Below are 17922 nucleotides of genomic sequence, written 5' to 3' on the forward strand. Positions count from 1 at the left end.
AAGCGCTCCTGAATTTGCGTGGAGCATGGCCCGAACCGGGCAGGAGGATCAAGGCATGGCGGCATACGTTCTGTACGGCTCGGAAGTCAGCCTGTTTTCGGGCAAGGCGCGGGCCTATTTGCGCTGGCGGGGTGCAGACTTCGAGGAGCGGGCCGCGACGCGCGACGTCTACCAGAGCGTGATCCTGCCGAAGGTCGGCTGGCCGGTGGTGCCCGTTGTCGAAATGGCGGGCGGAGCGGTGGTGCAGGATACGACGGATATCATCGAAACCATTGAAGCGCAGGTGCCGGACGGGCCGCGCGCCATTCCGGACGGACCGGTGCAGCGTGTCGTGTCGCGCCTGCTGGACCTGTTTGCCGACGAGTGGCTGGTGATCCCGGCGATGCACTATCGCTGGAACTACAATGAAGACTGGACCTATGGCGAGTTCGGCCGGATGTCGGCGCCGGACGCGCCCCCCGCCGAGCAATATGCGATCGGCAAGAAGAATGGTGAGCGCTTCAAGGGCGCGGTGCCGATGCTGGGCGTCAGCGAGGACACAATCCCCGGCGTCGAGGCGGCCTATGAGGCCTTCCTTAAGGACATGACCGAACATTTGCGCCACCATGCCTATGTGCTCGGCGGGCGGGCGTCGCTGGGCGATTTCGCGCTGAACGGCCCGCTCTATGCGCACCTGCTGCGCGACCCGGAGAGCGGCCGGATCATGGAAAAACTGGCGCCGAAAGTGGCGGACTATGTGCGGCGGGTCCAGGCGGGCGCGCCGGGCGACGGCGACCTGCTGCCCGATGACGCAGTGCCGAAAACGCTGGAGCCGATCCTCAGCCGGCAGATGAACGAACAGATGCCGGTGATTGTGAAGACTGCGGCCATGTTCGAAGCGTGGGCGAAGACGGCGGGCGCGGGGGCCGATGTGCCGCGCGGTTTCGGCATGGTGGAATTCGAGACCGGCGGGTTCGAAGGCGAATGCGCGGCGCGCAGCTTCCCGCTGTGGCGGCTGCAGGCAGTGACCGACGCGATCGACACGCTGGACGATGGTGCGAAGGCGCGGCTGGCTGGCCTGCTGGACCGGGTCGGCGGTGCGCCGCTGATGGACTTCAGGCTGCCCGCACGGCTGGCGCGGCGGGATTTCCGGTTGAAGCTGGACTAGGTTAGGTCGCCGCCCCTGCCTTCGCAGGGGCAGAGAGCATTACTGCAGCGTCGCCTCGCGATCTGCGTAGGGCGTGAAGTTGAGGTCGTAGCCGTAGGGCTTGTCCTTGGGCGGTGCGTCCGGCTCGGTGGCATAGATATCGACCTTGTCCGCAATCTTGAAGCCGAGATGGTTGCTGATCGCAACGATCATGTCGCCGGCTTCGTCCGGATCCTTGGCCCAGGCCTTCATGGACAGGACGGCGGGCCCGGCTTCGGTCCTGAATTCGGCATTGGGCTCGACGACATGGCCATCGGCCACCATCGCGTAATGCGTGAAGTCTGTGTCCGTCTGGCCGAAGCGCGGCTGGAGCTTCCAGTCTGTGGGCGTGTTGTCGCTCATGGTTTCACCGCGATGCAATCGATTTCAAGGTGCGCGCCGACGGCGAGGCCAGAGACGCCGACCGTGGCGCGGGCCGGTTTCGGATCGGGCAGCGCGGCCGCATAGGCGGCGTTCATCTCGCCATAGTCTTCCATGTCACCGAGATAGACAGTGCATTTCACGATATCGGACAGGTCGGTGCCGAGTGTGTTCAAGGTGCGCTCCATGTTGGCGAAGATCTGGGTTGTCTCCGGGCCGGTGCCACCGGGCGCGAGCGCGCCGGTGTCCGGATCGATCGCGATCTCGCCAGCAAGATAGATCGTGTTGCCTGCGACAACGGCTTTCGAGAAGGGCAGGGTCATGCCGCCGACAGCCTGGCTGCCGAAATGGGTGATGTCTGAATCGACGCGGGCGTCGTCGACGTCGACGGCGACGCAGCCGGTGAGGGCGAGGGCGGCCGCAAGGCCAAGGATGCGTGCTTTCATGTCTGGTTGCCCCTTTCAAATGGATCGGGATGACTCGTAACCGTTCCCGCATGGCGGGTCACGTTGTGAATTTGATTCAGGCCGATCAGTGCGCGGGTCGCCACCCCTGCCTTCGCAGGGGACACGGGCCTGAGGCTCATGCCACATAAAACGAATTTCCGTATCCCCTGCGAAGGCAGGGGCGGCGAAGCGGAATCTCCTTCAGGCCGCCCCGCCGCCAGATTCCTAGCCGCGATGCATTGCGCAGATCTTATTGCCGTCCGTATCGCGCAGGTAGGCGAGGTAAAGCTTCATGCCATTGCCTTCGCGCCAGCCGGGCGGGTCTTCAATCGGCTTGCCGCCCGCGGCGACGCCAGCGGCGTGCCAGGCATCGGCCTGTTCCGGAGAATCCGCTGCAAAGCCGATCGTGCCGCCATTGGCGTGGGTTGCCGGCTGGCCATCAATCGGCGGCGTGACGAGGAAGGTGCCGCCATTGTGGATGTAGATCAGGCGACCCTTGGGATCGACAATCGCCTCGCGGCCACCGATCGACTTGAACAGGGCGTCATAGAGTTTCTTCGATTTTTCGAGATCGTTGGTGCCGATCATTACGTGACTGAACATTTCTACTCGTCCTTTTCGTTGATTTTTCCTGCCTTGTGCAGAGCAGCGCGAGCGCGAAATCGAATTCGGCCACACATGTCTCGATCTTCAATTGGTGTATCTTCTTTACAAGTGCAGCGTTGCGATAGCCAAGTCAGGTCTTCGACGTCGAGCCAAAGCGCAATTCGGTCAAGCTCGGCTTCCCGTTCCGGATTTGTTGGTTCGATCTTCCTTGGCATCAAAAAACCACCACGCTCCGGATGCTTTCACCTGAATGCATCAGGTCGAAGGCGTCGTTGATCTTTTCGAGTTTCATGACGTGGGTGATCATCGGGTCGATCTGGATCTTGCCGTTCATGTACCAGTCGACGATCTTCGGCACGTCCGTGCGGCCCTTGGCGCCGCCGAAGGCCGTGCCGCGCCAGTTGCGGCCTGTGACCAGTTGGAAGGGACGTGTGGCGATTTCCTTGCCGGCCTCGGCCACGCCGATAATGATCGAGGTGCCCCAGCCGCGATGGCAGCATTCGAGCGCCTGGCGCATGACGTCCGTGTTGCCGGTGCAGTCGAAGGAATAGTCCGCGCCGCCATCGGTGAGTTCGACGAGATGGGCGACGACGTCCTTGGTGTTCTTCGGATTGACGAAATGCGTCATGCCGAATTTCTCGCCCCATTCCTTCTTGGAGTCGTTGATGTCGACGCCGATAATCTTGTCGGCGCCGGCCATCTTCGCGCCCTGCAGCACGTTGAGGCCGATGCCACCGAGGCCGAACACGACGACATTGTCGCCGACCTGGACCTTGGCCGTGTTGGTCACCGCGCCGACGCCGGTGGTGACGCCGCAGCCGATATAGCAGGCCTTGTCGAAGGGCGCGTCGGTGCGGATTTTCGCGACGGCGATTTCGGGCAGGACGGTGAAGTTCGAGAAGGTCGAGCAGCCCATGTAATGGTAGATGGTCTGGCCTTTGTAGGAGAAGCGGCTGGTGCCATCCGGCATCAGGCCCTTGCCTTGCGTGGCGCGGATGGCGGTGCAGAGGTTGGTCTTGCCCGAGAGGCAGCTTTTGCACTGGCGGCATTCGGGCGTGTAGAGCGGGATGACATGGTCGCCCGGCTTCACGCTGGTGACGCCCGCGCCGACCTCGCGGACAATGCCTGCGCCCTCGTGGCCGAGGACGCTCGGGAACAGGCCTTCGCTATCGAGGCCGTCCAGCGTGTAGGCATCCGTATGGCAGATGCCGGTGGCCATGATTTCGACCAGCACTTCGCCTGCCTTCGGGCCCTCCAGATCAAGCTCGACGATTTCGAGGGGTTTCTTCGCTTCAAAGGCAACGGCAGCGCGGGTCTTCATGGGGCGTGTCTCCGGAAATAGTGTTGCCTCCTACCTAGACCGCACCGGCGCGATGATCCACTCCCGGTTTGGATTTCCGACCATTTGTGCCAGCCTTGCCAAAATGATGAACATGGCTCGATATGAACCGTGAATGAGAGAAATCCCCTGTGTGGGACGCAAAAGGGGTGGACCGATGATGAAACTGGTATTGTGGGCGGCAGTCATTGCCGCCGCTGTATTGATCGCGACCTATTGGTGGGCGGGCCGGAGCCAGCAGGTCCTGGATGAGGTGGCGCGTGCCGACGCGCCGGGTGCGTTTCTCGACGTGCCGGGCGGCAAGCTCCACTACCTGGTCCAGGGGCCGGAAGATGGCGAGATCGTCGTCATGGTGCATGGCTTTTCGACGCCGTCCTTCATTTTCGAGCAGAATGCGGCGGCGCTGGCCGAGGCCGGGTTCCGGGTCGTGCGCTACGACCATTTCGGGCGCGGCTGGTCTGACCGCCCGAAGGGCCCCTACAATGAAGACTTCTACGACCGGGAACTGACCGGATTTCTTGACGGCCTGGGCCTGTCGCAGCCGGTGCGCCTTGTCGGCCTGTCCATGGGCGGGCCGATCGTCATGTCGTTTGCAGGGCGCCATCCGGAACGCGTGTCGGATATTGTCCTTCTCGTGCCGGCGGGGCTCGACGTGGCCGGGGGAAATACCGGCGCAGCGCGGCTGGTGCGCGTGCCGGTGATCGGTGACTGGATCTGGCGCGTGTTCGGGCGCGGCATCCTGCTCAATAATTCGCAACTGGATGAAAGCGCGCTGGACCCGGCGAACCGCCTGCAGGGCGATGTCGTGCGCCAGCTGGACTATCGCGGCTATGGCGAGGCGCTGCTGTCGACGATGCGGCATTTCCCGATGTCTGACCGGGCCGACCTGTTCAGCACGGTCTCGGACAAGACCGATATTCCCGTGATGGCTGTGTACGGCGATGCTGACACGACCGTTGAGGTTTCAAGCGCGGCGAAGCTGGAGGCGCTCATGCCGCGCGCCGACGTGCGGATCATCGCGGGCGGGACGCATGGGCTGAACTACCAGCGCCATGCCGAGGTCAGCCCGATGCTGGTGGAGTGGCTGAGCGGCGGAGTGGCCGACTAGGCCTCGACGCTGGCGGCGCCGTCTTCGACGCGGACGCACTGGGCGCGGTCGCCGAAGGCCTCGAAAAGGAAGCGTTCCGTGCCGGTGAGCCAGGCCTGTCCGCCCAGCGCGCAGAGTTCGTCATAGAGGGCGGCGCGGCGGTCCGGATCGAGATGGGCGGCCGCTTCGTCGAGCAGCAGCAGGGGCGCCGGGCCGTCGCCGCCTGCGCGCAGGGCGCCGGCCGAGGCGAGGATCAATCCGATGAGGAGCGCCTTCTGCTGGCCGGTCGAGGCATCGCGTGCAGGCGCGCCGGTGGGGCGGTGGATGACGACAAGGTCGGAGCGGTGCGGGCCGTCGATCGTGCGTCCGGCGGCGATGTCGCGGCGGCGGGTGGTGCGGAAGGTTTCGGCCAGGGTCTCGAAGATCGACTTGAAATCGTCGCCGCGCAGGGCCGCCTGTTCGGCGTCGCCTTCGAGCGTGAGATCGGCCTTGGGGAAGTGGCCTTCCGGCCGGGCCTCGATGGCGCCCTGCAGGGCTTCCAGGACATGGGCGCGGTTGATGGCGATCTCGGCGCCGGCTTCGGCCATGCGCGCCTCGATCGCGTCGGCCCAGGCCGGGTCGACATGGCCGCGTTCGAGGAGGGCGTTCCGTTCGCGCATGGCCTGTTCGTAGCGGCTGGCGGCGCGGCCATGAGTGGGCACATGCGCCATCACCTGGCGGTCGAGGAAGCGGCGCCGGTCCGATGCGCCGCCCCGGAACACGCTATCCATGGAGGGTGTCAGCCAGACGATGCGAACGAGGTCGGCCAGATCGGACGCGGTGGCCGAGGCGCCGTCGATACGGACATTGCGCTTGGCGCTCGATCCGGTTTCGAGCGCGACGCCGATCTTCTGGTCATTGGCAAGTGTGGCGGCGACGGTCCAGCCGCCCGGCGCGCCCTTGCGCACCATTTCCGGCAAGGTCGCAGAGCGTAGGCCGCGACCCGGGCCGAGCTGGCTGAGCGCTTCGAGCAGGTTGGTCTTGCCCGCACCATTGGCGCCGAACAGGCAGACGTGGCGGCCATCTAGGTTCAGAGAAAGATGCGCATAGTTGCGGAAGTCAGTCAGCGAGAGGCGGGTGAGCGCGGTCATGGCGTTCCAGCGGGCGGAGAAGTCATTTCGTCGCCAAGCCGTGGCCGCCCAAAGGCGTCGTTTCGGCGACCTGCTGCATGCTGGCGATAAGGGGCCGACCTTCCTTGATGGCAGCCTGAACAGAAGGAAGTCCGAGGCTGGCCTTGTGACTGTCTGCACTATCCCACACTTCCGTAATCCAGAGCGCGTTGGGATCGCCGGGATCATTGGCGACGATATAGCTGAGGCAGCCGGGCATATCGCGCAGGCCATTTAGCAAGATAGCTGACAGACGATCGCGATCGCCGTCTGTGGAGGTGAATTTTCCGATCAGTCCATACATCGTGTTGTTCCGTACCGCGGGTGATGCACATGCGCCGATGCTGGCTGTTGCTATCGCGCCGGTCAGAAACCGGCGGCGGTGCAGCGCCAGGATCACGAAGTCAAACTCGCAGTGGCATCAGCACGTAGCGTGCGGAATCATCGGATGGATCAAGCACGAGCGCGGGAGACGCCGGATCGTTGAACATGAACTCGACCGTATCGGCCTCGATCTGTCCGGCGATATCGAGCAGGTACTTGGCATTGAAGCCGATCTCCATCGCGTCGGAGCTGTACTCGGCTTCGAGCTCTTCATTGCCAGCGCCTGTCTCTGCGTGGCTGACAGCGAGCGTCAGCTTGCCGTCGGCCACCGACATTTTCACCGAACGCGAGCGCTCGGCCGAGACCGTCGACACGCGGTCAACGGCCGCTTCGAACGACTTGTTGTCGACGACGAGTTTCTTGTCATTGCCCTTGGGAATGACGCGGGCATAGTCCGGGAAGGATCCGTCGATCAGTTTCGATGTCAGCACTGCGCGGCCTGCGCGGACGACGATCTTCGTGTCGGACACTTCGATATCGACATCGCCGTCGACCGCGTCGATGAGGCGGCGGGCTTCGGCAACGGCCTTGCGCGGCACGATGACGCCTTCAAGGTTTTCCGAGCCCTTGGGAGCCAATATCTCGGCGAGCGCCAGACGGTGACCATCAGTCGCGACTGTGCGGAGAACTGCCTTGCCGTCCTCGTTCTTGGCGCCGTGCAGGTAGACACCATTGAGGTAGTAGCGGGTCTCTTCGGTCGAGATCGCGAACCGGGTCTTGTCGATCAGGCGGGCAAGATCCTTGGCATCGACCGAAAAGGCCGTCGCGCCGTCGTCGCCGCTCATCGTCTGGAAGTCGGAGGCCGGCAGGGTCGGCAACTCAAAGTGCGAACGACCGGCGCGGATGGCCAGACGCTGGTTGTCAGGCTGGGTTTCCAGCTCGACCTCGGCGCCGGCGGGCAGCTTGCGGATCACGTCGAACAATGTGCCGGCAGGAGCGGTCACGGCGCCTTCACGGCCGACTTTCGCGTCGGCGCTGTCGACGGCTTCGATATCGAGATCGGTCGCGGTCAGCTTCAGTTCGCCCTTGCTGGCCTGCAGCAATACGTTCGACAGGATTGGAATGGTGTTGCGGCGCTCGACGACATTCTGCACATGCGAGAGGGCATTGAGGAGATCGCTGCGTTCAATGGTAAGTTTCATCTGCTGGTCCGTCCATCACCGGCGCCCAGTGCGCCTGTCTTCCTGATCAAATTCATTTGGCTGGTCCGTGCCAGCCGGGCAGGGGGCCCGGGGCAGAATCAGCCCGCCCTCCGGTGGAGAGCGGGCTAAGAACCCTTAAACAATCGGGCGGAAAAGCCAAGCGCCGATCCGGCGATGCCCAAAGGCAACCTGGCGGTTCTAGTTCGCGCCTGCCGCCTGGAGCTCGAAGATTGCTTCGGTGACACGTGCGATGTCACCTGCAAGTTCCGGATCCGATGCGATATTCTTCGACACTTTCCGGTGGGCGTAGAGGATTGTCGTGTGGTCACGCTTGCCGAAGCTGTGACCGATCTGCGGCAGCGACTTGCCGGTTTTCTCACGGCAAACATACATCGCCACCTGACGGGGATAGACAACCGCGCGGGCCTTGCACGGGCTTTCAAGATCGCTCTTGGAGATGCCGAACACCTTCATCGTGGCGCGTTTGACGAGTTCGATCGTCGGCACTTTGACTTCTCCCTGATGGCGACGGATCACGCGGTCGAGCATGTCCATCGTCGGCGCACGCTCTCCGAAGCCGGCTTCTGTATAGAGGCTCCAGATTGCGCCGGTGAGTTCGCGGCCCGGGCCGCGAATGCCGGCATTGATGCGTGCGATCATTTCGTCGGTGAGCACGAAGTCCGGATGACCGGCTTCGATATGAGCCGCCAGGCGCACCAGAATCTCGCGGCGCATGTCAGCGTCCGGCAGGCCGACTTCCACAGCGATTGAGCCTTTCAGCTCTGCCCGCATGCGAGGGCCGAAACCCGTTACGTCGCCGGGGGCTTCATCACCCGCCAGAACCACGAGACCGCCATTGCCGGTGACTTCACGGATGTTCTGGTAAAGCTCGGTCTCGGTACCCGGCTTGCCGGCGATACGGTGCAGGTCGTCGATCAGAAGCAGCGTCGCCGAACGCAGGCGCTTTTTCAGCCCGCTCGTGTCCTTCACCTTCACGCCATCATGATAGGCGGACATGAATTCCTCGGCCGTGAGGTAGACAACGACCCGGTCGGGGTCCTGCGCCTCGACCCTGTTCTTCAATGCCAAAAGGATGTGCGTCTTGCCGGTGCCCTGACGGCCATAGATCAGCGTCGTCGAGGTGCCGACCGTTTGCCCGGCCGCAATCCGTTGGGCGAGTTGCACGGCAATCTCGTTCGACTGGCCTGTGACCAGTGTTTCGAACGTCATGTTCGGTGCGCCCTTCGCGCCGGGTGCGATTGTTGTCGAGCCGCCGTCGCCACCAGAGGCAGCCGCGCTTTCCGGTTGCAGCGCCGAAGCGGCTTCCGCCCATGGGTCCGAGACAAGATCGCGTACTTCGGCGCGGGCGTTGCGCCAGCACTCCAGCCGGATGCCGCGGCGGGCGGGATCATGGTCGCGCCACGTGCGCTGGATAAGCCGCTTGTGCTCGGCCAAGACGCGGTCATAGGCGAGGGGATCGCGGGCCGCGATCACCATTTCGCCATCGACTTCTGCGATCAGGCGCAGGTCTTCGATCCAACGATCATAGTCGGTTGCGTTCAAGACGGTTGCGAGCGTCTCCCGGACCTTTTGCCAGATGGCCTGGCCTGGGAGATTGTTGACTTTTTCCGTGCCCGAAAACTCTACGCCATGCTCAGAATCAAAAAGTGTATTTCGGTCCATCGCCGAGCCCCATTTTCTTGTTATGTTTCGTCCTGACCAGCAGGCACGCAACTCTCCCTCCAGATCACCATCTGGGCCCCGTAAATACTCCGTGCAGGGAGAGTTATTAGCTGGTATCCCCAAACTAACTTCGCGCTGTTTTTCTGACAAGTGTATCTTTTTTTTGACAGCGGGAATTGGCCAGTTGACTCTTGGCTTAGGCAACCAAAATTGCATCAAAATCAGCCGCTTAGATTGTGCAATTTTTTTGTGAGTGAGTCATTCAGTGCAATTGTTCGCTTATGTTCTGTCAACACCACTCATGGGAATTTGGCTGTGAAATTCGAGAATTTGTTAGCGATAAAATATTGTACGTAATTCAGGCGACGCATTCTTGCAGACCTGCCTCGCCGGAATGCGCAAAAATGCAAAAACTGCGACCTAAGAGGCATTCCCATTAAAACACATCCGGGGTGCGTTCGCGAGTCTCCGGATCCTGAATTCGAGGTAAGAAAAAGCCCGCCAGGCGTGAGCCGGGCGGGCCTTGATTTTTTTCGTCGAACTTGAAACCGGGAAGGCTTCAGGCCATTGCGTTGACGCGGGCCGAGAGGCGCGAGACTTTGCGGGATGACGTATTCTTGTGCATGACGCCCTTGGTGACAGCGCGCATCAGCTCGGGCTGTGCAACGCGCAGGGCGTCCTGTGCAGCGGACTTATCGCCTGCTTCGATGGCTTCCTCGACTTTGCGGACATAAGTGCGCACACGCGAGCGGCGCGCCTTGTTGACCTCGGTGCGAGCCGCAATCTTGCGGACCATCTTCTTGGCGGAACGGGTATTGGCCATATCAAACTCCTGAAGCCGGAGGGAGACCTCCCTCAAGCTGAAGGCGGGGGCATACATAAACGGTGTGAACGCGTCAACTGGGGGGCTGACAGAAAACTGCTCCTGTAGGGGGCTGCTACTCGGTTTCCGGCGGTTCCTCAGTCTCGGCGGCCATTGCGCTCAGCCGATCTGTCAGCGCCTGATTGCCTTTGAGCCCCAGTTCCTTCGCCGAGAATACAACAAGGCCGCCGGATTTGCTGAGCATTGAGACAATGTTCTGACGGGTCTGCATCTCCATGAGGCTCAGAAGGGCGGAGATTTGTTCAGGACTGCGATCACGGAACTGATCGAGCAGCTTGTCGAGTTCAGTACCGAGGAACTGCATGGCGCCGGGCGTCTCGACGTTGCGAGAAACCGTGTCCCCGAGCGGAGCGGCCTGCGCCAGCGCTACGCGCTGGGGAGGCACTGTCGTATCGCCGCCAGTGCCCTCGGTCAGGCTTGCGCCACTATCCGGCGTCATTGCGCCGGGGGACACCACGACTTCTGTGGGGAGTGTCGACCCATCGCGATAGCTGAACCTAGCTTCGAATACGCTGACACCCAGGGGTACGCCCAAGTCTCCCGTGCCGGATTCCATGCCGGCCAGTTCTTCGGTCACTTCACGTTCAATCTCGTGGTGGCTTTCGCGCAATTGTTCATCCTTGCGCCGACCGATCGCACCGGAAAATGCCGAGCGGATGCGCCGTTCGAACTGATCGCCGAAATCGCCCAGACGGGCGAGATCCGTCACGCGGTCCCTATTCACGCAAAAACTCACCGATGGAGTCACCGTCACGAGATGCCCGTCATTCGTCACCGCCGTGAAAGGGAAGGGCGTGGTCGTGTGGATACGCAGGGAGATAGCGCCCGCATCTGTCACCAGATGGTCATGCGCGAGCGAATTGAACCGCGGATCGTAAACGGGAAAGCGCAGGTGCTGGCGGTGCTGGAACTGAACGATGCGCGGATCGTCGACCTTGACCTTCATGTCTGCCGTGAGGGCATGGATGCGCCCGTCTGGCCCGCGAACCAGGTAAGTGTCGTCATCCGCAGGCATTAGGAATGGGCCGCGTGCGTTGTACGCCAAGGCGGCGACGGTGCCGCCGATCACGAGCAACGCCACAAGCACACTGATAATCAGGCTCGTTGATACTGCGCCTACCTCTGCCATGAGCTACACCCTGCTGCAAAGCCGCCCCATCCCCTGAGTGGGCCAAGGGTAACAACACTTTCGCGCAAAGAGAATAGCGGCCCTGCTCAGGCAGCTGCGAGCAGCCTAGCGGTCCTTGAAGTGAGCCGAGCGTTTCTCGACATAGGCGGACATGCCTTCCTTCTGGTCCTCAGTCGCAAACAGCGACTGGAACAGGCGCCGTTCGAAGCGGATACCTTGTGACATCGGGGTTTCATAGGCAGCGTTGATGGCCTCTTTCGTCATCATGGCTGCCGCACGGGGCATCGCGGCAATCGTACGTGCCATCTCGCGCACGACGTCCATCAGGTCGTCTGCGGGCACGACCCGTGCAACCAGGCCGCAACGCTCAGCCTCTGCTGCTTCCATCATCCGTCCGGTCAGGCAGAGTTCCATGGCTTTGGACTTTCCGACAAAACGTGCAAGCCGCTGCGTTCCGCCAGCCCCCGGCATCACGCCGAGGCGAATTTCGGGTTGGCCGAAACGGGCGGAGTCAGCTGCAATGACGATGTCGCACATCATGGCCAGTTCGCAGCCGCCACCGACGGCGTAGCCGCTGACGGCGGCGATCAATGGCTTGCGGGCGCTCGATGCGCGCTCCCAATTGCGGGTGATCAGGTCTTCATAATAGGCGGCAGGATAATCCTGATCCATGATTTCGCGTACGTCTGCGCCGCCGGAAAAGGCCTTACGCGAGCCGGTCAGGACGATGCAGCCGATATCCTTGTCGGCTTCGAAGCGGTCGATGGCATGCGTCAGTTCCGACATCATCTCGTCGTTGAGGGCGTTGAGCTGGTCGGGCCGGTTCAGCGTGATAACGGCGACGCCGGTTTCAGGATCAGACTCTGTCAGCAGTGTATTGTACGACATGGGGCGACGTGTCCTTCTTGCGACCGGTTTCCCGGCCATTGGCGCTGGCGTTCTGGTCGCAGCTGCCGGATTGGTTGATTTTTTGGGGGCTGCGCATGGTCGGATCTTCGGTTCCGACGAAGTTGAGGCGGTTAACGGCTCTCGAGTTGCGACCGCGATCAGGAGCGGACGCGGGCGCTATAGCCTGAAAAAAGGAGGCTTGTCACCCTTTTGCCTCATTTGTCGATGTTGAACGTCAATCCGGCATGTGACTGAAGGCGGCCAACCAGAGTGAGGCCCATGGCAGCGGCAGGCGTGTAAATGCCGCCGCCGACGTCGGTGCAATCCTTGACCAGACAGATTGCAGCTTCGGAGATAATCTTCGATGTCGACCCATAGCCCGGATCCTTGTCGCCCGTGACGGTGGCCCTGATACGATCGCCGTTTTTGGTGATGCCGAGCAGGGCGAAATCATACAGACCGGCCTCGCGCTCTTCTTTCGAAGGGCCTTCGCCGGGTTTCGGGCCGCCTTCGCGGCCCATCGTGTTGCTCTTGGCGACTATCTCGGCCGCTGCCTTGCCCGCCTCGCCGGGGCCCGTCAGCATCATTTCGTCATAAACAAAGTCGCTGCCATAGGGGTGGCCCATGATCGCGTTGGAACGATGGATGTTCTTGGTATTGATCGGCGCCATGATGAACGGCGCGACCCAGGATCCGAAATCCTCGTCCTCATGGACGGACACGCCGTGTGGCTGTTCCGGCCCTTCAAAACCGCCGGTCAGCGAGAAGGGATTGCGCAATACGGCCATGACGGCCGGGTCGCGCATGGCCCGGGCCATTGTTTCGCGGCCCGAGGCTGCGGTGCCGCCGGAGAAGGTGCCCTTCATCTTGCGCATGCGCCCCTTCACGCGCACGGCGGGAGTGCCGAACTCGCGCATTGCCTCATTCTGGAGGAACAGGACGCCGAGATCGAAAGGAATGGAGTCAAAGCCGCAAGAGAACACGATGCGCGCGCCGCTCTTGCGGGCTGTGTCTTCGTAGGCTGCGATCATGTCATGCATCCATGCGACTTCGCCGGAGAGATCGACATAGTCGGTGCCATTGGTGGCGCAGGCCTCGACGAGGGGCGTGCCGTAGAGCTGGTAGGGGCCGACGGTCGTCAAGATGCAGCGGGCAGACTTGACCATTGCGTCCAGCGACGCCGGGTCGGACGCGTCGGCGACGATCAGATCGACCGATTTCGGGATGCCCATCTCGTCGCGCACGGCCTTGAGTTTGTCGAGCGACCGTCCGGCCATGGCCCAGCTCACATCCTTGCCGACGCCATAGGTGGCATTCATGTACTCGGCGACCAGGCGCCCGGTGAATCCGGTGGCCCCATAGATAACGACATCATAGTTTGCAGACGAGTTCATGGGGCGGCCTCCAGCGCATTCAGGCATCAGACTTGCCTTACTCGTGCGGCCGCCGCAACCGCCATGCCCGTCTTTTGCAAATGTCGCACCTGCCAACGGGCAGGAAACCGCCTATATCGCATGAATGACCGATCTGCCCGACGAGCCCGATCCGGAACGCAACCGATTGAGCGGGCGACTCGCGCGCACGGCGAAAGTGGGCGCAAACCTGTCCGGCGCCGGTATCAGCTTTGCGGCCAATACCCTGTTCGGTGGGAACCAGGGCGATGAGCGGATCGCCAGGGCGCTGGCCGCCGCTCTGGGGCGGTCCAAGGGGCCGTTGATGAAAGTCGCCCAGATGGTGTCAACCATCCCGGACTTCCTGCCGCCTGAATATGCCACTGAGCTTGGCCAGCTCCAGGCTCAGGCGCCCGCGATGGGCTGGCCTTTCGTCAAGCGCCGGATGCGCGCCGAACTCGGCCCGGACTGGCTGTCCAAATTCGATGACTTCCAGAAGGAGGCATCCCACGCGGCATCGTTGGGGCAGGTGCATGATGCACGCTTGCACGACGGGCGTCGGGTCGCCTGCAAGCTGCAATATCCCGACATGTCGAGCGCCGTGGAGTCCGATGTCGGCCAATTGAAGGCGATGCTCGGCCTGTTCAAGCGTATGGATGGGTCGATCGACCTGACCGAGCTGGTTGGTGAAGTGACCGATCGTCTCCGCGAGGAACTCGATTACGGGCGCGAGGCGAAACATATGGCGCTCTACGCAGGGATGCTCGCTGGCAAGGAATTCGTCCAGGTGCCGGAGCCTGTGCCAGAGCTGTCGACCGATCGCCTCCTGACCATGACCTGGCTCGACGGCGAACGCCTTGATGCGTTCGAGGACGCAGCGCAGGAGACCCGCAACCATATCGCCGAGATGCTGTTCTGGACCTGGTGGGGGCCATTCAACGGCCATGCCGTGATCCATGGCGACCCCCATCTCGGCAACTACCAGGTTACCGGTGGGGGCACGGGCATCAACTTGCTCGATTTCGGCTGCATCCGCGTCTTCCCGCCGACATTCGTGGAAGGCGTGGTTGATCTCTACCGCGCCATGCTGCGTGACGATTTCGATGCGGCCTATGCCGCCTATGAGAAATGGGGCTTCCAGAACCTGTCACGCGAACTGGTCGAAGTGCTCAATATCTGGGCGCGCTTCATCTATGGCCCGCTGCTCGACGACCGGGTGCGCAGTGTCGCCGATGGCGTGTCGGCCGGCGAGTATGGGCGCAAGGAAGCGTTCCAGGTGCGCAAGCTGCTCAAGGAGAAAGGCCCGGTGAAGATCCCCCGCGAATTCGTGTTCATGGACAGGGCCGCGATTGGCCTCGGCGCCGCCTACCTGCGCCTGAAGGCGGAAGTGAACTATCACCGCCTCTTCGAAGACAGCCTTGAAGGGTTTGACGTCAAGGCTGTGGCAATGCGCCAGGCCGACGCGCTGAAAGCGGCCGGCCTGGCCTGAGACCTAGCGCATCTTGAAGCGGATCGGGATCGATTTGGGGCCCGAGACGAAGTTCGCCTGCACGCGGGTCGGCGTGCCGTTCAGTTCCACGGACTCAAGGCGCGGCAGCAGCTCTTCCCAAAGGAGGCGCATTTCCATGCGGGCGAGATGCTGGCCGAGGCAGACATGCGCACCATAGCCGAAGGCGACGTGCTTGTTGGGGGAGCGGTCAACCTTGAACGTGTAGGGATCGTCGAAGACATCTTCGTCGCGGTTGCCGGACGGATAGGCGAGGAACAGCCAGTCGAACTTCTTGATCTTCTTGCCGGCGACTTCCGTGTCGGCGGTGGCGGTGCGCATGAAGTGCTTCACCGGCGTCTCCCACCGGATCGATTCCTCGACCATGGAGGGGATCAGCGACAGGTCGTCCTTCACTTTCCGGAACTGGTCCGGATTCTCCGCCAGCGCCCAGAGCGCGCCGCCTGTTGTGTTGGACGTGGTATCGTGGCCAGCCGTGGCGGCGATGATGTAATAGCTCATCGCTTCGAGATGGCCGAGCGGCTGGTCGTAGACCGCGCCGTTCGCGATGACACTGGCAAGGTCTTCGCGCGGGTTCTTCCGGCGGTCTTCGGTCATCGCCACGAAGTATTCAAAAAAATCGGCGACCGTGGCCTGTATATTGGCAAGGCCGGCATCCGTACTCTCGACCTCGGCGCCTGACCGGTTCACTTCCGGGTCCTGTGCGCCGAACAATTCCTGCGTCAGCTTCAGCATACGCGGTTCGTCGATCTCCGGCACGCCCAGCACTTCCATGATCACATGCAGCGGATAAAGGAATGCGACATCGCGGGCGAAGTCGCACTCGGTGCCCTTGGCGGCCATCTTGTCGATAAAGCCGCGGGCGATGTCTCGAATGCGATCTTCCAGTTTGCGGAGGTTCTGCGGCATGAACCAAGCCTGCGTCAGGCGGCGATACTGCATATGGTCAGGGTTATCCATCTGCACCAAGGAACGCAGGAGATTAGGCGATCCGCCCATCATGGCGCGCACCTTCTGGTCGGCCTCGATCGTCGTCAGTGTCGCTGACCGGTCTTCATTATGGAACAGGTCGTTCTGGCGTTCGATATTGAGAATGTCGGCGTGGCGGGAGACCACCCAGAAGGGATCGAAGCCCTCGATTTCGGCGACATCAAGCGGGGCATTCTTGCGCAGCCAGGCAAATGCCTCGTGCGACCTGTCCCAGTCGGCATAGGCTTTGGGATCAACAACGGCTTCGGCGATATGGGCGGGTATGGTCATGGAGTCCTCCGGATATGGGAGCGGCTGGCGGCCCCCTCTGCAAATCCACCTATCATATACTTGCTATACAACCAACAAATATGTTAGGCGAAGCCATGTCCGAGACGAAAACCGCCATCTGCCCAAGTGCCACTCCAAGCTCCGGTCGCCTGACCCAGGCGGAACGGCGCGACAGGTCCGAGCGGGAGTTGCTTGAGGCGACCATGCGGGTGGTGTCCGAACAGGGCGTCTCGGCTGCAACGTTCGAAACCATCGCGAAAGAGGCTGGCTTTTCGCGCGGCCTCGTTACCCAGCGCTTCGGTTCCAAGGACGGCCTGATCCGTGCGCTGATCGCCTACCTGCACGGCTGGCAGGACGAGGCGCTCGACCGCGATCATGTCGATGATATGGATGGCTTGTCCGCTCTATGTGCCTTTGTCAGCCTGCACTGCCAGTCGCTTGAAGGGCATGAAGAGGCCCGGGCCTATTTCATGCTGCTCGCCGCTTCGGTCGCCGACCAGATCGATACGCGCGAGGCGTTTGCGGAATCCCATGAGATCGAGCGTGTGCTGATCCGCAGTATCATAGAGCGTGGGCAGGCAGCTGGCGATATCCGCGCCGACGCTGATGCAGACGGGATTGGCCTGATGACGGGCTGCGCCCTGATGGGCCTGCGCATGCAAAGCCTTATCGATCCGGATACGCAGATCGCACCTATTCGGGATGCGCTGATTCAGTCACTCCGCGCGCGCCTGGCGCCGGTTTGAGAAGGAATGGGGGAAGGCATGAGCGAGGCGTTTAAAGTATGGCAGTGCCGCACATGCGGTTACATCTATGAGGAGGCAGAAGGCGATCCGAATGAGGGGCTCGCGCCCGGTACGCGCTGGGCGGACATACCTGATGACTGGATTTGCCCATTGTGCGGAACCCCCAAGTCGGATTTCGACATGATCGAGCTCTAGGCACCGGGAAGAGATTCCGTGCGCAGGGGCTGGCCTTGTGGCACCAGCGGCGCTAATCGGCTGGACATGACCGATGATTTTACCAGAAGCCAAACGTTCGACATTCCTGCCGGCTATGTGCACCTGCCATGGCACCGGGGGTTTGGCCGCCAAGTGGGGCCGCTGTTCGAGAAACGCGACGCGACCGGCCTGACCCGTGCCTTCAAGGTCGAGGAGCACCATACCAATGGCATGATGAACGCGCATGGCGGCATGTTGATGACGTTTGCCGACATGGCCTGGGGCGGCGCTGTGGAAAAGAATGAAGACACCTGGTGGGTCACGATCCGCCTCATGTGTGATTTCCTGTCCGGCGCGACCCTTGGCAGCTTCGTCGAAGGCAATGGCAAGGTTATCGGCGTAGCCGACGATGTGGTGACCGTTGAAGGCCGTATATGGACGGGTGACAAGCTGCTGATGCGTGGCACTGGCATCTTCAAGCTGATCCCGCGCCGCGAAGGCATGCCCGGCCGGGGCCAGCCCTGATCGGCCTTGCCCCGTCT

The 17922-nt window shown here is 62.1% G+C and carries 19 protein-coding genes; 6 read left to right on the top strand and 13 right to left on the bottom strand.

The window, feature by feature from the left end:
* Nucleotides 1-55: 55 nt before the first annotated feature.
* On the top strand, nucleotides 56-1147 hold the full coding sequence (locus AC0L7I_RS07585) for a glutathione S-transferase N-terminal domain-containing protein (RefSeq protein WP_473398949.1): 1092 nt from the start codon (nucleotides 56-58) through the stop codon (nucleotides 1145-1147).
* Between the two features lie 39 nt (nucleotides 1148-1186).
* Here the strand turns inward: AC0L7I_RS07585 and AC0L7I_RS07590 are convergent, their stop codons facing one another.
* The 4 genes from AC0L7I_RS07590 to AC0L7I_RS07605 form a co-directional block, all read right to left on the bottom strand.
* Complete coding sequence (locus AC0L7I_RS07590; protein WP_473398950.1) at nucleotides 1187-1528, bottom strand: hypothetical protein; 342 nt, start codon at nucleotides 1526-1528, stop codon at nucleotides 1187-1189.
* The gene (locus tag AC0L7I_RS07595) at nucleotides 1525-1992 is read right to left on the bottom strand and encodes a RidA family protein (RefSeq protein ID WP_473398951.1); all 468 of its coding nucleotides are present in this window, start codon (nucleotides 1990-1992) and stop codon (nucleotides 1525-1527) included. Before AC0L7I_RS07595 ends, AC0L7I_RS07590 begins: the two co-directional genes overlap by 4 nt.
* A gap of 225 nt (nucleotides 1993-2217) precedes the next feature.
* A complete protein-coding gene (locus tag AC0L7I_RS07600) occupies nucleotides 2218-2595 on the bottom strand; it encodes a VOC family protein (RefSeq protein ID WP_473398952.1) in 378 nt (125 codons plus the stop codon).
* A gap of 217 nt (nucleotides 2596-2812) precedes the next feature.
* The gene (locus tag AC0L7I_RS07605) at nucleotides 2813-3919 is read right to left on the bottom strand and encodes an S-(hydroxymethyl)glutathione dehydrogenase/class III alcohol dehydrogenase (protein WP_473398953.1); all 1107 of its coding nucleotides are present in this window, start codon (nucleotides 3917-3919) and stop codon (nucleotides 2813-2815) included.
* A gap of 175 nt (nucleotides 3920-4094) precedes the next feature.
* Here AC0L7I_RS07605 and AC0L7I_RS07610 point away from each other — a divergent pair, with 175 nt between their 5' ends.
* Nucleotides 4095-5045, top strand: coding sequence for an alpha/beta fold hydrolase (locus AC0L7I_RS07610; protein ID WP_473398954.1), 951 nt, complete (start codon nucleotides 4095-4097; stop codon nucleotides 5043-5045).
* Here the strand turns inward: AC0L7I_RS07610 and recF are convergent.
* The 8 genes from recF to AC0L7I_RS07650 form a co-directional block, all read right to left on the bottom strand.
* Nucleotides 5042-6154, bottom strand: coding sequence for a DNA replication/repair protein RecF (recF, locus tag AC0L7I_RS07615; protein ID WP_473398955.1), 1113 nt, complete (start codon nucleotides 6152-6154; stop codon nucleotides 5042-5044). The two genes, AC0L7I_RS07610 and recF, sit on opposite strands and share 4 nt — an antisense overlap.
* A 22-nt stretch (nucleotides 6155-6176) precedes the next feature.
* Nucleotides 6177-6572: a putative quinol monooxygenase gene (locus tag AC0L7I_RS07620; protein ID WP_473398956.1), complete on the bottom strand. Its 396-nt coding sequence runs from the start codon at nucleotides 6570-6572 to the stop codon at nucleotides 6177-6179.
* A 4-nt stretch (nucleotides 6573-6576) separates the two neighbouring features.
* A complete protein-coding gene (gene dnaN / locus AC0L7I_RS07625) occupies nucleotides 6577-7698 on the bottom strand; it encodes a DNA polymerase III subunit beta (protein WP_473398957.1) in 1122 nt (373 codons plus the stop codon).
* A 198-nt stretch (nucleotides 7699-7896) separates the two neighbouring features.
* Nucleotides 7897-9381: a DnaA ATPase domain-containing protein gene (locus tag AC0L7I_RS07630; RefSeq protein WP_473398958.1), complete on the bottom strand. Its 1485-nt coding sequence runs from the start codon at nucleotides 9379-9381 to the stop codon at nucleotides 7897-7899.
* 559 nt (nucleotides 9382-9940) lie between these two features.
* Nucleotides 9941-10204: a 30S ribosomal protein S20 gene (gene rpsT / locus AC0L7I_RS07635; RefSeq protein ID WP_473398959.1), complete on the bottom strand. Its 264-nt coding sequence runs from the start codon at nucleotides 10202-10204 to the stop codon at nucleotides 9941-9943.
* A gap of 115 nt (nucleotides 10205-10319) precedes the next feature.
* The gene (locus AC0L7I_RS07640; protein WP_473398960.1) at nucleotides 10320-11393 is read right to left on the bottom strand and encodes an SPFH domain-containing protein; all 1074 of its coding nucleotides are present in this window, start codon (nucleotides 11391-11393) and stop codon (nucleotides 10320-10322) included.
* A gap of 105 nt (nucleotides 11394-11498) precedes the next feature.
* Nucleotides 11499-12281: an enoyl-CoA hydratase gene (locus AC0L7I_RS07645; RefSeq protein WP_473398961.1), complete on the bottom strand. Its 783-nt coding sequence runs from the start codon at nucleotides 12279-12281 to the stop codon at nucleotides 11499-11501.
* A gap of 215 nt (nucleotides 12282-12496) precedes the next feature.
* The gene (locus tag AC0L7I_RS07650) at nucleotides 12497-13675 is read right to left on the bottom strand and encodes a saccharopine dehydrogenase family protein (protein WP_473398962.1); all 1179 of its coding nucleotides are present in this window, start codon (nucleotides 13673-13675) and stop codon (nucleotides 12497-12499) included.
* A 124-nt stretch (nucleotides 13676-13799) separates the two neighbouring features.
* Between AC0L7I_RS07650 and AC0L7I_RS07655 the strand changes: the two genes are divergently transcribed.
* Nucleotides 13800-15161: an ABC1 kinase family protein gene (locus AC0L7I_RS07655; RefSeq protein ID WP_473398963.1), complete on the top strand. Its 1362-nt coding sequence runs from the start codon at nucleotides 13800-13802 to the stop codon at nucleotides 15159-15161.
* Nucleotides 15162-15164: 3 nt separating this feature from the next.
* On the opposite strand, the gene AC0L7I_RS07660 is transcribed toward AC0L7I_RS07655, so the two are convergent.
* A complete protein-coding gene (locus AC0L7I_RS07660) occupies nucleotides 15165-16439 on the bottom strand; it encodes a cytochrome P450 (RefSeq protein WP_473398964.1) in 1275 nt (424 codons plus the stop codon).
* Nucleotides 16440-16534: 95 nt separating this feature from the next.
* Here AC0L7I_RS07660 and AC0L7I_RS07665 point away from each other — a divergent pair, with 95 nt between their 5' ends.
* The 3 genes from AC0L7I_RS07665 to AC0L7I_RS07675 all read left to right on the top strand — a co-directional run bounded on the left by AC0L7I_RS07665 (nucleotide 16535) and on the right by AC0L7I_RS07675 (nucleotide 17905).
* Entirely contained in the window at nucleotides 16535-17185 is a 651-nt protein-coding gene (locus AC0L7I_RS07665; RefSeq protein WP_473398965.1) for a TetR/AcrR family transcriptional regulator, read from the top strand.
* 18 nt (nucleotides 17186-17203) lie between these two features.
* Nucleotides 17204-17380 carry a rubredoxin gene (locus tag AC0L7I_RS07670; RefSeq protein WP_473398966.1) on the top strand — a complete coding sequence of 59 codons (177 nt, stop codon included), beginning with the start codon at nucleotides 17204-17206 and terminating at the stop codon, nucleotides 17378-17380.
* A gap of 66 nt (nucleotides 17381-17446) precedes the next feature.
* On the top strand, nucleotides 17447-17905 hold the full coding sequence (locus AC0L7I_RS07675) for a PaaI family thioesterase (protein ID WP_473398967.1): 459 nt from the start codon (nucleotides 17447-17449) through the stop codon (nucleotides 17903-17905).
* The last annotated feature ends 17 nt before the right edge of the window (nucleotides 17906-17922 follow it).

The sequence above is a fragment of the Hyphomonas sp. J20-32 genome (assembly GCF_055808555.1).